The organism is Novosphingobium pokkalii (assembly GCF_014652855.1).
Classification (GTDB): domain Bacteria; phylum Pseudomonadota; class Alphaproteobacteria; order Sphingomonadales; family Sphingomonadaceae; genus Novosphingobium; species Novosphingobium pokkalii.
On sequence record NZ_BMZP01000007.1, the window covers coordinates 75,273 to 90,050 of the forward strand.

Below are 14,778 nucleotides of genomic sequence, written 5' to 3' on the forward strand. Positions count from 1 at the left end.
GGCCCCCGCGCATTTGCCGCCATCAGTTCATGAACCAGCCGTGGCTCGCCACCAGCGACTGGCCGGTGAGCGCGTTGCTGGGGAAAGCGGCAAAGAACAGCGCCACTTCGGCAATGTCGTCCACCGTGGTGAATTCGCCATCCACCGTCTGGCCGAGCATGACCTTCTTGATCACCTCGTCCTCGCTGATGCCCAGTTCCTTGGCCTGCTCGGGGATCTGCTTGTCCACCAGCGGGGTGCGGACGAAGCCGGGGCAGATCAGGTTGGTGCGCACGCCCTTCTTGCCGCCTTCCTTGGCGATGGTGCGCGCCAGGCCCTCCAGCCCGTGCTTGGCGGTGACATAGGCGCTCTTGAGCGGGGAGGCTTCCTTGGAATGGACCGAACCCATGAACAGGATCGCGCCCGCGCCCTTGGCATACATGTGCGGCAGCACCGCCTTGCTGGTGAGGAACGCGCCGTCGAGGTGGATCGCCAGCATCTTCTTCCAGTCGGCGAACGCAAAATTCTCCACCGGGTTGACGATCTGGATGCCCGCGTTCGAAACCAGGATGTCCACGCCGCCCCAGGCCTCCACCACCTTGGCCACGCCGGCATTGACCTGGTCTTCGCTGGTCACGTCCATTTCCACGGCCATGGCGGCACCGGGATGATCGGCATTGATGCCATCGGCGGCGGCTTGCGCGGCATCCAGCTTGAGATCGGCAATCGCCACGCGCCCGCCGGCCTGGGCATAGCGCTTGGCAATGGCGAGGCCGATACCGCTGGCCGCACCGGTGACGATGGCGATCTTGTTGTCGAGATTCATGGATTCACTCTCCAGGTCTGGTCGGTCCCCAGAACGGGTGCCCGCCCTGCATCATGCAAGATCGAGCGTGACGATGCCGCGCTGTGGGCGCTGGCGGTTTTTCCAGCGGGGGCTGGCAAACGAGCGCTCCACATCGCGGCGGCCATTGTCCCAATGGCCTTGCACCGTCATGCGCGAGAACTCGTAATCCTTGCTTTGGGTTTCATAGTCTTCGCCGCGATTGATCAGGTGCAGGATGGTCACCGGCCCGTCCTGCGCATGGGCGGTGAGCGTGGCCATGTCCTCGTCCTGCGCGAATTCGGGCGGCAGCTTTTCCGCCAGGCGCGCGGCGGCTGCTTCCAGCGCCTCGATCCGCTTCTGCATGTCGGTGTTGAGCCGGGTGCGGCTGGAAAAGCGGATGTCCTTTTCGCGCTGGGCGCTTTCGGCCAAGCTGCGGGGCATCATGCCGCGCGCCGAAAACAGGTCTACCTGGAACACCAGCACCGGGTCGCGCGCCGCCTGGGCGCGGGCCGAATCGTGGCGGTCGGCTTCTCGCGCGCGCTCGTCGAGCACGAATTGCAGCGGGGTGTTGGAAACGATGCCGCCGTCCCAATAGGGTTCGCCATCCACCATCACCGGCGGAAAGCCCGGCGGCAGGGCGCCGCTGGCCATGATGTGCTCGGGCTCGATCAGGCGGTCGCGGTTGTCGAAATAGGCGAAGTTGCCGTTGAGCACGTTCACCGCGCCCACGCTGAAGCGGACCTTGCCACTGTTGATCAGGTCGAAATCGACCAGCTCGAGCAGTGTCTCGCGCAATGGGCTGGTGTCATAAAGGCTGATCGAATCGGGCGATCCGGGCAGCGCCAGCCACGGTGGCGTGGTGCGCGGGGTGAAGAAGCCGGGAATGCCGGTCAGCGCCACCGAAGCGGCGGCCGCCTCGTTGAACAGGCGGCGGCCCCAGCCATCGGCAAACGGGGAGGGGAAGGGGATGCGCGAGGAGGCCTGCTCCCAAAACGCGCGCAGGTTGCGCACGCGGCGTTCGGGCGGGTTGCCGGCAATCAGCGCGGCATTGACCGCGCCGATCGAAATGCCCGCCACCCAATCCGGGCTATAGCCGTTGCCGGCCAGCGCCTCGAACACGCCGGCCTGGTAGGCGCCCAGCGCGCCGCCGCCCTGGAGCACCAGGACGCATCTTTCCCGCGTTGCATCGGCCATCTTGGTTTCCCGTCCATGCACCGTCTTGTGCAGTGCGGCGCAGTCTGGGGGGGCAACGTGAAACTGGCAAGACGGGTTCCGCACGGTGGCTTTCTATTGTTGGCGGGGCACTTGCAGATTCCGCACGTTCTGCCGCTTTCCTTGCGGGCAAAGGCACCCTACATGGGCTGAACCATGGCAAGACCAACCCCCCAGGCCTTCGACAAGAAGAAGATCGTCGCCGAAAACCGCCGCGCGCGGTTCGAGTATTTCGTGGAAGACGTCTATGAGGCGGGCATCGCGCTGACCGGCACCGAAGTGAAATCGCTCCGCTTCGGTGAAGGCTCGATTGCCGAATCCTATGCCGAAGTGAAGAACGGCGAGGTCTGGCTGGTCAATTCCAACGTGCCCGAATTCAGCCACGGCAACCGCTACAATCACGAGCCCAAGCGCCCGCGCAAGCTGCTGTTGAAGGAACGCGAGATCGCCAAGTTCCACGGCGCGGTGGAGCGCAAGGGGATGACGCTGGTGCCGCTCTCGATCTATTTCAACGGGCGCGGGCGGGCCAAGGTGGAACTGGCCCTGGCCAAGGGCAAGAACGCGGCGGACAAGCGCGCCACGATCAAGAACCGCGACTGGCAGCGCGACAAGGCGCGGATCATGCGCGAACACGGCTGAATGCGGTTTGTGGAGCACCGGGCTTCATGGTCCGGCAAGCTTTAAGGAGGCAATCTCCACAGGTGCAGGATCGCATTTGCCACACGCCAGGGGAAACATCCGTTACGATGCGCCGCAAGATTGCCACGATGGTCCGCTCAACCATGCCCACGCGCGCGCAGATGGAGCGCAACCGGTTCACCGGCCCGCTCGCCGCGCGCGCGGAACTGTGGCGGTTCAATCGTCGATCGGTGCCGCGGGGCGTTGCCATCGGCCTCTTGGTGGGCATCTTCGCGATGATTCCGGGCGTGCAGATTGCCGGTGCGGCGGCGATGTGCCTGCCGTTTCGCGGCAACATTCCGATTGCAGCGGGCATGACGTTCCTGTCCAATCCGGCGACAACGCCGCTGTTCATCGCCGCGTCTCTGGCGCTAGGCAACTGGTTCGGTTTTCATGCCGACGTGGCAACGTTCATGGCCTTGTTCGAGCGCGGCGCCAGCCTGGGCGAATGGACCGGCTGGCTGCTGTCTGACGCAGCCCCGGCGCTGGTCTTCGGCTTGCTGGTGATTGCGGTCGTGGCGGCGGTTGTGGGCTATGTCATCGCCGCATTTGCCTGGCGCTGGTGGACGGTGCACAAGCGGCGTACGCGCCTCGCCCAGCGGCTCTGATCGCAGGCGCGATGGCCCGTGGCCCGATGCGTGGCGGGGGCGGGTGTGCTGGGGGCGGGCGTGGAAGGCGCAGTGGTGAAGGGAGCAAGCGTGCCGGCCGCAGCGGGCAATATCGATGAAGAGGATGGCCTGACCGGGGCGGGCGCGTTGATGGATGGCGCCTGGCGCCGCGACGCGGCGCTGGTTGCACTGGCGGCGCTGGCCGGGGCGGCGCTGCTGTGGTTTCTGGCCGGAGACGCGGTGCTTGCGGCGGCCTATCTATTGGGTCTGGTCGCGCTGGCCCTGCTCGCCCGGCTGATGGTGCGGTTCCTGCCTCGGCGCGCCGAACCGGCTGCGGCCGCGCCCGATTGGTCGGTCACTTTCGCGGCGATCGAGCGGCCCGACGAAGCCCTGGCGATCATCGATCGTGCCGGGCGCCTGGTCTGTGCCAACAGCCGCTTTGCCCAATGGTTTGGCCATGCCGCGCCGCCGCGCGTGCCGCTCGACGGCAGCGACGGCGAAGCGCTCGATGGTGCGGTGCGAGCCGCCTGGCGCGACGGCCGGGCGCAAGTGGCGCAGGTTTCCTCTCCCAAGGGCCGCTGGCGGGCAGAGCTGCTGCGCGCCGGGCGCGGGCAGGATCACCTGGTCTGCCGCTTCGTGCCCCTGGCCGAGGTGGACCTGGTGGCCGACCTGGCCGTGCATGTGACCGGCAAGCTCGGCCGCGCCCTGGCCCGCGAAGGCATCCAGGCGGCCGTCGTGCTGCCCGATGGCCGGGTGCGCGCGGCCAACACGGCCTTTGCCGCCCGCGCCGGGGGCGAAGGCGCGCAAGTGGCTGGCAGCGATTTCGTCTCGTGGTTCCGCGCCGATGACAGCGAGCGCATTTTCTATGCCCGCGAAGGCGCGCGGGGCACGCCGGTGCGCTTTGTCCACGTGCCGATCGCCGATCCCGATGGCGTGGCTAGCGCCGATCCGGCGCGGGTGCCCTCGCTGTTCCTGATCATCGACAACGATGGCGCGCTGGGCGATGCCCGCGCCGGGCTGCCGCAGATCGAGGCGCTGCTCTCGCGCCTGCCGCTGGGCCTGGCGATGACCGATCGCGACGGGCGTTTCCTGTTTGCCAACCGCGCTTTCCTGCGCGCCGCCGGGCATGACGATACGGTACCGCCGCCCTATCCATCGGACCTGGTCATCCGCGAGGACAAGGGCGCGCTCGCCGATGCCGTGCGCCGCTATACCCAGGGCGCGCCGACCGCAGGCGACGTGGCCGTGCGCCTGCGCGCCTCGCCGGAAGAGCCGGTTTCCCTGAGCCTGGCCGGCGTGCGCGGCATGGGCGAGGGCGCCGTGCTGCTCAGCCTCAAGGATTCGACCGAGGAAGCCCGCCTCAAGCGCGAGATCGCCCAGGCCACCAAGATGCAGGCGGTGGGCCAGCTCGCCGGCGGCGTGGCGCACGATTTCAACAACGTGCTCACCGCGATCATCGGCTATTGCGACCTGATCCTGATGCGCCACACGCCCGGCGACAGCGATTACGACGATATCCAGCAGATCAAGGCCAATTCCAACCGCGCCGCCTCGCTCACCCGGCAATTGCTGGCCTTTTCGCGCCAGCAGACGCTGCGCCCCGAAGTGCTGCAACTGCCCGATGTGGTGGCCGAGGTTTCCACCCTGCTCAAGCGCCTGCTGGGGGAGAAGATCCAGCTCGACGTGGTCCACGATCGCGATCTCGGGCTGGTGCGGGCCGATCCGGTGCAGCTTGAGCAGGTCCTGCTCAATCTGGCGGTGAACGCGCGCGACGCGATGACGGCCAATGGCACCGACACCAAGGCGGGTGGCACGCTGCGCATCGCCACCCGCCGCGTCACCGCCAACGATGTGCGCGCGATGAAAAGCGAGATCCTGCCGATCGCGGACTATACCGCACTGGTGGTGGAAGACACCGGCCACGGCATCAAGCCCTCGCAGATCGGCAAGATTTTCGAGCCGTTCTTCACCACCAAGGAAAAGGGCAAGGGCACGGGCCTGGGCCTGTCCACCGTCTATGGCATCGTCAAGCAGTCGGGCGGGTTCATCTTTGCCGACAGTGAAGTGGGCAAGGGCACCCGGTTCACCATCTATCTGCCGGTCCATGTCCCTGATCCGGCGGAAACGGCCGAAGCGGCCCGGCCCAAGGCCGAGGTGCGCCGCACGCAATGGACCGGCGGCGGGCGCGTGCTGCTGGTGGAAGACGAAGACACGGTGCGCGCCGTGGCCGAACGCGCCCTGGTGCGCCAGGGCTATGAAGTGACCACTGCCGCCGATGGCGAGGATGGGCTGGAGGCACTGGCCCGCATCATCGCCGCAGGCGGCGATATCGATCTGGTCGTGTCCGACGTGGTCATGCCCTCGATGGACGGGCCGGCCATGGCGCGCGAGATTCGCCGGGTGAAGCCCGAACTGCCGGTGCTGTTCATGTCCGGCTATGCCGAGGAGCAGTTGCGGCGCGAGATCGACATTCCCAACATGCATTTCCTCGCCAAGCCCTTTTCCGTGGCGCAGATCGTCGCGGCGGTCGAGCAGGTGCTGCGCGGCGGCTGAGGCGCGCGTTGCTGCCACGATGGCCGCATTTTCGTGCGCGTTCATTTGGGCGATTCGCCGTGTTTGCAGGCCCGGCGCGGGTTGTGGATGGGTCGCGGAATCCCCATGATTTCAAGGCGTGGTGATTATCGCCACCAGTTTGAAGAGAATTTTTCGTTCCCCTCTTGTTCCAAAAGAACAGAGCGAGTACATTGTTCTGCGTGTTGACGGTTCGTGTCAGCCATCTCTAGGCAAGGGGAAGCAGCCATGGCGGCGCAGCTCAAGCTCATTCAGGAAGGCAAAGAAAAGGACATGGATCGTCAGAAGGCGCTCGACGCCGCACTGGCCCAGATCGACCGCGCATTCGGCAAGGGCTCGGTCATGAAGCTGGGCTCCAAGGAGACGATGCAGGTGGAAGCCATTTCCACCGGCTCACTCGGGCTGGACATCGCGCTGGGCATCGGTGGCCTGCCGCGTGGCCGCATCATCGAAATCTATGGCCCGGAAAGCTCGGGCAAGACCACCCTGGCGCTTCACGCCATTGCCGAAGCGCAGAAGACTGGCGGCACGGCGGCCTTCGTCGACGCGGAACACGCGCTCGACCCGGTCTATGCCAAGAAGCTGGGCGTCAACATCGACGAGCTGATCGTCTCGCAGCCCGACACGGGCGAGCAGGCGCTGGAAATCGTCGACACGCTGGTGCGCTCCAATGCGATCGACATCCTCGTGGTCGACTCGGTGGCCGCCCTGGTGCCCCGCGCCGAAATCGAAGGCGAAATGGGCGACAGCCACGTCGGCCTCCAGGCCCGCCTGATGAGCCAGGCGCTGCGCAAGCTGACCGGCTCGATCAGCCGTTCGCGCTGCATGGTGATCTTCATCAACCAGGTGCGCATGAAGATCGGCGTGATGTACGGCAACCCGGAAACCACCACCGGCGGCAACGCGCTCAAGTTCTATGCTTCGGTCCGTCTCGACATCCGCCGCACCGGCCAGATCAAGGACCGCGACGAGATCACCGGCAACACCACCCGCGTGAAAGTCGTCAAGAACAAGGTCGCCCCGCCGTTCAAGCAGGTGGAGTTCGACATCATGTACGGCGAAGGCATTTCCAAGATCGGGGAAATCCTTGATCTCGGGGTCAAGGCCGGTCTGGTTGAAAAGTCGGGCGCGTGGTTCAGCTATGACTCCGTGCGTATCGGTCAGGGGCGTGAAAACGCCAAGAACTTCCTGCGCGAAAACGGCGAACTGCGTGACCGGCTCGAAGCCGCGATCCGTGGCCGGACCGAGCAGGTGGCCGAAGGCCTGATGGCTGGCCCGGACGCCGACGACGATCTGTAATCTGTGATGCGGGGCGGTGGGCGAACCCCACCCCACGCCCAACCGCATCGCTCCCGGCGCGCTGTTCCTTTGTGAATGGCGCGCCGTTTGCGTTTCGGCATCGATCGTTCCTGGTCGCCAAGACTGCCGCGATGTCCTATCCCGGCTGGCATGACCCAAGCATCGGATTGGCAGGGCGGCGTCGGCCGCGCCTGGGCAGAGGAATGGCAGCGCACCGATCGCACCTTTGCGCAGCTCACCCCGGCCTTGCTGGCGGCGATCGCGGCGCAACCAGGGGCAACCGTGCTCGATATCGGCTGCGGAGCGGGAGAGCTGTCGCTCGCCCTCGCGGCCGCCCGGCCCCAGGCACACGTGCGGGGGGTGGACGTGTCGGCAGACCTGGTTGCCGCCGCGCAACGGCGCGCGGCAGGTCTGGGCCAGGTCCGCTTCGAGTTGGGCGATGCCGGGGCTTGGGCTGATCCGGCGTATCGGCCCGATCTGCTGGTCTCGCGCCATGGCGTGATGTTCTTCGCCGATCCACCGGCCGCGTTCCGCAACCTGGCCGCCGCGGCCGCGCCCGACGCGCGCCTGGTCTTTTCCTGCTTCCGCCATCCGGCCGAAAACGGCTGGGCCAGCGCGATGGCCGGGCTGGTGCCCAAGCCTGCCAGCCCGCCCGATCCCCATGCACCCGGCCCGTTCGCCTTCGCCGATCCCGATCATGTGCGGGCGATGCTGGCCGGATGGCAGGACGTGACGTTCCAGCCACACGATTTCCATTACATCGCGGGCGAGGGGGACGATGCGCAGGACCAGGCCCTGGCGCTGTTCCGACGCATCGGCCCCGCCGCCTCTGCCTTGCGCCAGGCGGCCGAAGCGGCGCGGCCGGGCATCGAGCAAGGGCTGCGCGCGGTGATCGCGGCGCACCATCGCGACGGGCAGGTGAGCTTTCCTGCCGCCGCCTGGATCGTTACTGCCACGAAAGCGTTAGGCGATCACGGTTAGCGATGAATCCCGCTTGTTCGTTGGCCACGCCTCGCCTAATCGGCGGGTCATGACTTCGACGAACGAAATCCGCCGGTCCTTCCTGGAATACTTCGGCTCGCAAGGCCACGAAGTGGTGCCGTCCGCACCGCTCGTTCCCTACAACGACCCGACGCTGATGTTCACGAACGCGGGCATGGTCCCGTTCAAGAACGTCTTCACGGGCCTGGAAACGCGCGCCATTCCGCGTGCCACATCCTCGCAGAAGTGCGTGCGCGCCGGCGGCAAGCACAACGATCTGGACAACGTGGGCTATACCGCGCGGCACCACACGTTCTTCGAAATGCTCGGCAATTTCTCGTTCGGCGATTACTTCAAGGAACAGGCGATCACCAACGCCTGGACCCTGCTGACCAAGGTGTGGGGCATCCCCGCCGAAAAGCTGCTGGTCACCGTCTATCACACCGATGAAGACGCCGCCGCATTGTGGCGCAAGATCGCCGGCCTGAGCGATGACAAGATCATCCGCATCGCCACCAAGGACAATTTCTGGGCCATGGGTGACGATGGCCCGTGCGGCCCCTGCTCGGAAATCTTCTACGACCACGGCGCGCATATCCCCGGTGGTCCTCCGGGCAGCCCCGATGAAGACGGCGACCGTTTCATCGAGATCTGGAACCTGGTGTTCATGCAGTTCGAGCAGGCCGCCGGCGAAATCGTCGGCGAACTGCCCAAGCCCTCGATCGACACCGGCATGGGCCTCGAACGCATCGCCGCCGTGCTTCAGGGCGAACACGACAACTATGACACCGACACGTTCCGCGCGCTGATCGCCGCCTCGGAAAGCCTGACCGGCGTCAAGGCCACCGGCGAGCACACCGCCAGCCATCGCGTGATCGCCGACCACTTGCGCTCGTCCAGCTTCCTGCTGGCTGATGGCGTGCTGCCCTCGAACGAAGGGCGCGGCTATGTGCTGCGCCGGATCATGCGCCGCGCCATGCGCCATGCCCACCTGCTGGGCGCCAAGGATCCGCTGATGCACCGCCTGGTGGGTTCGCTGGTCACCGAAATGGGCCAGGCCTATCCGGAACTGGGCCGCGCCCAGCCGCTGATCGAGGAAGTGCTCCAGCGCGAGGAAACCCGCTTCCGCCAGACCCTGTCCAATGGTCTGCGCCTGCTCGACGAAGCCTCGGCTGGCCTGGGCGAGGGCGACAAGCTGCCCGGCGAAACCGCGTTCCGCCTCTATGACACGTATGGCTTCCCTTACGACCTGACCGAAGACGCCCTTCGCGCCCGTGGCGTGAGTGTCGATCGCGAAGGCTTCGACGCCGCCATGGCCCAGCAGAAGGCCGCCGCCCGCGCCGCGTGGAAGGGTTCGGGCGAAGCTGCGTCGAGCGAAGTGTGGTTCGACATTGCCGAGCGCGAAGGCGCCACCGAGTTCACCGGCTACACCGCCACCAGCGGCGAAGGCGTGGTCGTGGCGCTGGTCAAGGACGGCATCGAAGTGACCGAGGCCAAGGCCGGTGACAGCGTCACCGTGCTGACCAACCAGACCCCGTTCTATGGCGAGAGCGGCGGCCAGATGGGCGATGCCGGCACGATCGCCGGGGCCGATGGCCTCAAGCTGACCGTGGCCGACACCACCAAGCCGCTGGGCCGCCTGCATGCCCACCAGGCCGTGGTGGAAGCGGGCACGATCAAGGTGGGCGACGCGGTGCAACTGGTGGTCGACGTGGTGCGCCGCGATGCCACCCGTGCCAACCATTCGGCCACGCACCTGCTGCACCAGGCGCTGCGCAATCGCCTGGGCGCGCATGTCACGCAAAAGGGCTCGCTGGTCGCGCCCGATCGCCTGCGCTTCGACTTCTCGCATCCCACGGCGCTCAGTGCCGAGGACATTGCCGCGATCGAGGCCGAAGTGAACGCGGAAATCCGCGCCAACGAGCCGGTGACCACCCGCCTGATGACGCCCGACGATGCCATTGCCGCCGGCGCCATGGCGCTGTTTGGCGAAAAGTATGGCGAGGAAGTGCGCGTGCTCTCGATGGGCCGCGCCACGGACAAGGCCTATTCGGTGGAACTGTGCGGCGGCACCCATGTGCGCGCGCTGGGCGATATCGGCGTGTTCCGCATCGTGGGCGAAAGCGCGGTCTCTTCGGGCGTGCGCCGGATCGAGGCGCTGACCGGCGAAGGCGCGCGGCAGTGGCTGATCGGCCGCGAAGACGTGCTCAAGCATACCGCCAGCCTGCTGCGCACCACGCCCGACGAAGTCGAAGCGCGCGTTGCCGCGCTGATCGACGAACGCCGCAAGCTGGAACGCGAACTGGCCGAAGCGAAGAAGGCGCTGGCGCTGGGTGGCAGCGGCGCGAAGGCCGAAGCGGCCGACGAAGACGTCGGCGGCGTGAAGTTCGCCGGCCAGGTGCTCGAAGGGCTGGACCCCAAGGAGCTGCGCGGGCTGCTCGACCAGGCCAAGCAGCGCCTGGGCTCGGGCGTGGCGGTGATCGTTGCGGTCAACGAAGCCCGCGCCTCGATCGCGGCAGCCGTGACCGCAGACCTCGTCGGCAGGGTCAGCGCGGTGGACCTGGTGCGCGCCGGCGTCGAGGCGCTGGGCGGCAAGGGCGGCGGCGGCCGTCCCGACATGGCCCAGGGCGGTGGCCCGGATGGCAGCAAGGCCGCCGACGCGCTGACCGCAGCCAAGGCCGTGCTCGCGGCCTGAGGCCAAACGACACGTTGTGCCGGGCGCCCTTCGACAGGCTCAGGGCGAACGGAGGAAAGCCTGATCGTCTTTCCCATCCCGTTCGGGCTGCGCTTGTTGAACCACTCTGGTCCCGGCGCAATTTTTCCGTGCTTCGACAGGCTCAGCCCGAACGGATTGCAAGGTCGGGTCTTTCATTCCCCGTTCGCCCTGAGCCCGTCGAAGGGCATTGGCCCTGGCGCAAGGTTTCCGGGGCTTCGGCAAACTCAGCCCGAATGGATTGCAAGGCCAGGTCTTTCATTCCTCGTTCGCCCTGAGCCCGTCGAAGGGCGCTGACCCTGGCGCAAGGTTATAGACTTGGCCTGAGCGGAACGGATCGCACTCTTCGCTCCAATCCGTTCGGGCTGAGCCTGTCGAAGCCCCCAGCCGCAGCATTGCCCCGAGCTACCTATCCCGCAACCGGCTCGCTTTCAGGCGGGGCGGGGTGGCCAGTTCGCCCTCGGCCATGATCTGCTGACGGAACTGGTCGCGCTTTTCGTGGATCGAGGCGATCACCGGGCCCATCGGGACGCCCAGGTCGACCAGCACGGCTTCGGACAGTTGCAGCGAGCTTTCCAGCGTTTCGGGCACGGCATGGCTGGCCCCGGCGCGATAGAGTTGCGCCGCGTGGCCGGGATCGCGCGCGCGCACGATGATCGGCACCTCGGGCGCCAGCGCGCGCAGCTTGCGCACGATGCGAAGGGCCAGCACCGGTTCGTCCATGGTCACGATCACCGCGCTCGCTTCGGCCAGGTTCAGCCGGTCGATCACCGCGGCGCTGTCGATGTTGCCGAACAGCACCGGCTGCCCTGCCGCGCGCGCGGCGCGGACGACGGCGGGCTCGGCATCGATCGCCAGATAGGGGCGCTCGTGCTCGGCCAGCATTTCCCCGATCAGGCGGCCGACACGGCCAAAGCCGAGGATGACGGTGCGATGGCCTTCGGGCTCTTCCACCTCCACCGCTCCGTCACCGCCGTGTTGCCGCACCTGACCCGCGCCAAGCTGGCCCACTTTGGCCAGCAGCGGCGTGATGGTCAGGCCGATGGCGGTCACGATCTGCCAGAATTGCGCCGTGGCGGGCTGGATCAATTGCGCCGTGGCCGCCGTGCCCAGCACGATCAGCGTGGTTTCCGAAGGGCTGGACATCAGGATGCCGGCCTCCAGCGCAGTCGCCCGTTCCTTGCCCCAGAACAGCAGCAGCAGCCCCGTCACCAGCGCCTTGGCCACGACCACGCCCAGCACGCCCAGCGCCAGCGGACCGAAATTGGCGGCCAGCACGCGCAGATCGATGCCCATGCCCACGGTGATCAGGAACACCCCCAGCGCCAGGCCCTTGAATGGCTTGGTGATCGCTTCCACTTCGGTGTGGTATTCAGTCTCGGCAATCAGCAGTCCGGCCAGCAGCGCGCCCATAATCGGGGACAGGCCCGCCGCGCCGGTGGCCAGCGCGGCGACGATCACCACCAGCAGGCTGGCGGCGAGGAACAGCTCGGGGCTCTTGGTCTTGGCCGCCTGGGCAAACAGGGGCGGAAGGCCAAACCGCCCGAACACCAGCAGGGCGACGATCACGGCGGCACCCTTCCACAGCGTTTCGACCAGGCCGGGAGCGCCGGCAGCGGCCACCGGGGCGAGCGCGCCGAGCAGGAAGATGATCGGCACCAGCGCGATATCTTCGAACAACAGCATCGACAGGGCCGCGCGCCCGACCGGGCCTTGCGTGCCGGAAATCGGCAGCACGAGCGCGGTGGACGATAGCGCCAGCGCCAGCCCCAGGCCCAGCGCGCCGGCCACCGACTGGCCCAGCAACATCAGCCCCAGCCCGATCAGCAGGGCCGAGCCGATCAGTTCCATCGGGCCGAGCCCGAACACCAGCCGGCGCATCGACCACAAGCGGTTGAACGAGAGTTCCAGCCCGATTTCGAACAGCAGCAGGATGATGCCGAACTCGGCAAAAGGCTCGATCGCGTGTGGATTGGATATGGTAACGTAGTGCAGCCAGGGCACGGCTTGCGCCAGCGATCCCAGGCCATAGGGGCCGACCAGCAGGCCGACGAGAATGAAGCCGATGATCGGGGTGATGCGAAAACGGGCGAATGCGGGGATGACGATGCCCGCCGCCCCCAGGATCACCAGGGCATCGGAAAGTGCGGAAGTGGGAAGTAACTGGCCTGCCATGCTGGTCAGGCTAGGGGGTGCGGCCGGGCTTGGCCAGTCCCGGCGCGTGTAAGTTTATGTGGCTTGGGACAGAAAAGCCGCCGTTTCAGATCGCTGGAGCGACCATTTCGGCGGTATCGAGCCGGCGCGCGGCCAGGTCATCGGGCGCGATCCAGAATTGCAGCACATGATCGCCCAGGTGATGGCCCAGTGCCTCGTCAGTGGACAACTCGAGCAGCAGCACCTGGCGCTGCACCCGCGAGGATTGGTCCGCTTCGGTTTCGGATGGCGCGGCGAGCAGCCGATCGGGCACGCGGGCATGAACCCGCGAGGCGGTACGCACGGCTAGGGCGTGGCGATAGGCGAGCCGCGCGATCAGTTCATCGGGAAACACGGCGGCCTTGCCGGGCAGCGCATGCAGCGTGGTTTCCACCGCCGCCACGCAGGCGCCTGGGGCCACCAGCCGGGCCAGCGGAGCATGGCTCGAAAACCATTCCCAGAACGCGGCGCGCACCGGTTCGGTCACATCGGCAAAGGCCGGCTTGGTGCGAGCCAGGGCATGCCATTCGGCACATTCGCTTTCGATCCGGGCGAGCAGATCGCGGCGGGCGTCCTCATCCAGATCGGGCCAGAGTGCGCGGGCGCTGGTCGGCGTGGTGCGCGCCGCTTCGCGCAGGAGCATCGCCACGAGCGTCTGGATCGCCAGCCAATCATGCGGGAAGCCAGGCCAGGGGCGGTCCATCTGGCCATTCCCGGCCAGGTTGAAATCGTTGGGGGACAAGGCAAAGACCGCCACCGGCGTGCCTTGCGCCGCCAGCAGGGCATCGGCCGTGGTCGGGCCGTCTGGCCAGGTGATGGCGGAGCCGGTACGCGTATCGGCCCCCGCAAGCAGCTCGATGACCGTGGGCACGAAGGGCCAGCGTGGCAACACTTGTGGCGCATCCTGCGCATCGATAGCCCAGGGCCAGGCCGGGGCGCTGCCTTCCGTCCGCTCACCGGCATGGGCCGGGGGCAGGTCTGCCGGGGGATCGGCCTCGGTCCAGGTGGGCTCGTCGCTTTCGTCGATCCAGATCACCCGGCCTTCGGCGGGCGTATCGTGGCCCGGTGTGCCGGTCAGATCGGCAAAGAACAGCAGGGCGCCGCTGCCGGGCAGCACGGTGAGCCGGGCGCGGGGCGCCACTTGCGCGCAATCCACTTGCAGCAGGAAGTGCAGCGGCAATCCGGTGCGGGCGGACCGGGGCCAGTCCAGCGGGGCCGGCGTCAGCGGCACGCCGCCGTAAAAGCTGCGCGCGCCTGCCGGGGGCGGTGGAAAGATCTGGCGAAACACCACCGCCTGGGCCAGCGCATCGGCAGCCACGGACGGCATGCCCTGCGATGCGGCCGGCGATGGCGGAAGCTCGGGCGCGGCTTCATGGGCGGAAGCGGCCTGCGCGGCGGTCACGAAAGCAGGCAGGCTTGGGCTGTCGTCTTCGCCGGCTTGGCCCTCCTGCTCGGCCAGGGCGATCCCTGGGCCAAAGTTGCGGCGGCGCACCGGGGCAGGTGGGGCTTCTGCTTCTGCTTCGAGTTCGGCGGCAGCCAAAGCGGCGGCGCGGCGGCGGCGCACGAGCAGCAACGCCACCAGCGCGCCCAGTGTTGCCACCACGGCTAGCCCGATCCCGGCCAATGCCGCCAATTCCGTCATGCTACCCCCTTGCACGCGGCTTCACTTCGCAAAACCGCAAGCGTTCCTGCTAGCCGGTTCCCACCCCAAAAGAAAA

At 67.2% G+C, this 14,778-nt stretch carries 10 protein-coding genes; 6 read left to right on the forward strand and 4 right to left on the reverse strand.

Annotated elements, in window-relative coordinates; translation table 11 throughout:
* Positions 1-22: 22 nt before the first annotated feature.
* Both IE191_RS09185 and IE191_RS09190 read right to left on the reverse strand, forming a co-directional pair.
* On the reverse strand, positions 23-805 hold the full coding sequence (locus IE191_RS09185; protein ID WP_191324078.1) for a 3-hydroxybutyrate dehydrogenase: 783 nt from the start codon (positions 803-805) through the stop codon (positions 23-25).
* Positions 806-856: 51 nt separating this feature from the next.
* The gene (locus tag IE191_RS09190; protein WP_191324079.1) at positions 857-1,999 is read right to left on the reverse strand and encodes a patatin-like phospholipase family protein; all 1,143 of its coding nucleotides are present in this window, start codon (positions 1,997-1,999) and stop codon (positions 857-859) included.
* Between the two features lie 174 nt (positions 2,000-2,173).
* On the opposite strand from IE191_RS09190, the gene smpB reads away from it, so the two are divergent.
* The 6 genes from smpB (at position 2,174) to alaS (ending at position 10,849) form a co-directional block, all read left to right on the forward strand.
* Positions 2,174-2,656 carry an SsrA-binding protein SmpB gene (gene smpB / locus IE191_RS09195; RefSeq protein ID WP_191324080.1) on the forward strand — a complete coding sequence of 161 codons (483 nt, stop codon included), beginning with the start codon at positions 2,174-2,176 and terminating at the stop codon, positions 2,654-2,656.
* Positions 2,657-2,763: 107 nt separating this feature from the next.
* Complete coding sequence (locus tag IE191_RS09200) at positions 2,764-3,303, forward strand: DUF2062 domain-containing protein (protein WP_191324081.1); 540 nt, start codon at positions 2,764-2,766, stop codon at positions 3,301-3,303.
* 150 nt (positions 3,304-3,453) lie between these two features.
* On the forward strand, positions 3,454-5,856 hold the full coding sequence (locus IE191_RS09205; protein WP_191324224.1) for a hybrid sensor histidine kinase/response regulator: 2,403 nt from the start codon (positions 3,454-3,456) through the stop codon (positions 5,854-5,856).
* 246 nt (positions 5,857-6,102) lie between these two features.
* Positions 6,103-7,173 (forward strand): recombinase RecA, encoded by a 1,071-nt coding sequence (gene recA, locus IE191_RS09210; protein WP_191324082.1) that lies wholly within the window; start codon positions 6,103-6,105, stop codon positions 7,171-7,173.
* A gap of 150 nt (positions 7,174-7,323) precedes the next feature.
* Positions 7,324-8,154 (forward strand): class I SAM-dependent methyltransferase, encoded by an 831-nt coding sequence (locus tag IE191_RS09215; RefSeq protein WP_191324083.1) that lies wholly within the window; start codon positions 7,324-7,326, stop codon positions 8,152-8,154.
* Positions 8,155-8,203: 49 nt separating this feature from the next.
* On the forward strand, positions 8,204-10,849 hold the full coding sequence (alaS, locus tag IE191_RS09220) for an alanine--tRNA ligase (RefSeq protein WP_191324084.1): 2,646 nt from the start codon (positions 8,204-8,206) through the stop codon (positions 10,847-10,849).
* A gap of 423 nt (positions 10,850-11,272) precedes the next feature.
* Here alaS and IE191_RS09225 read toward each other — a convergent pair whose 3' ends face one another.
* Both IE191_RS09225 and IE191_RS09230 read right to left on the reverse strand, forming a co-directional pair.
* The gene (locus IE191_RS09225; protein ID WP_191324085.1) at positions 11,273-13,042 is read right to left on the reverse strand and encodes a cation:proton antiporter domain-containing protein; all 1,770 of its coding nucleotides are present in this window, start codon (positions 13,040-13,042) and stop codon (positions 11,273-11,275) included.
* Positions 13,043-13,127: 85 nt separating this feature from the next.
* The gene (locus IE191_RS09230; protein WP_191324086.1) at positions 13,128-14,702 is read right to left on the reverse strand and encodes a DUF1963 domain-containing protein; all 1,575 of its coding nucleotides are present in this window, start codon (positions 14,700-14,702) and stop codon (positions 13,128-13,130) included.
* Between the last annotated feature and the right edge of the window lie 76 nt (positions 14,703-14,778).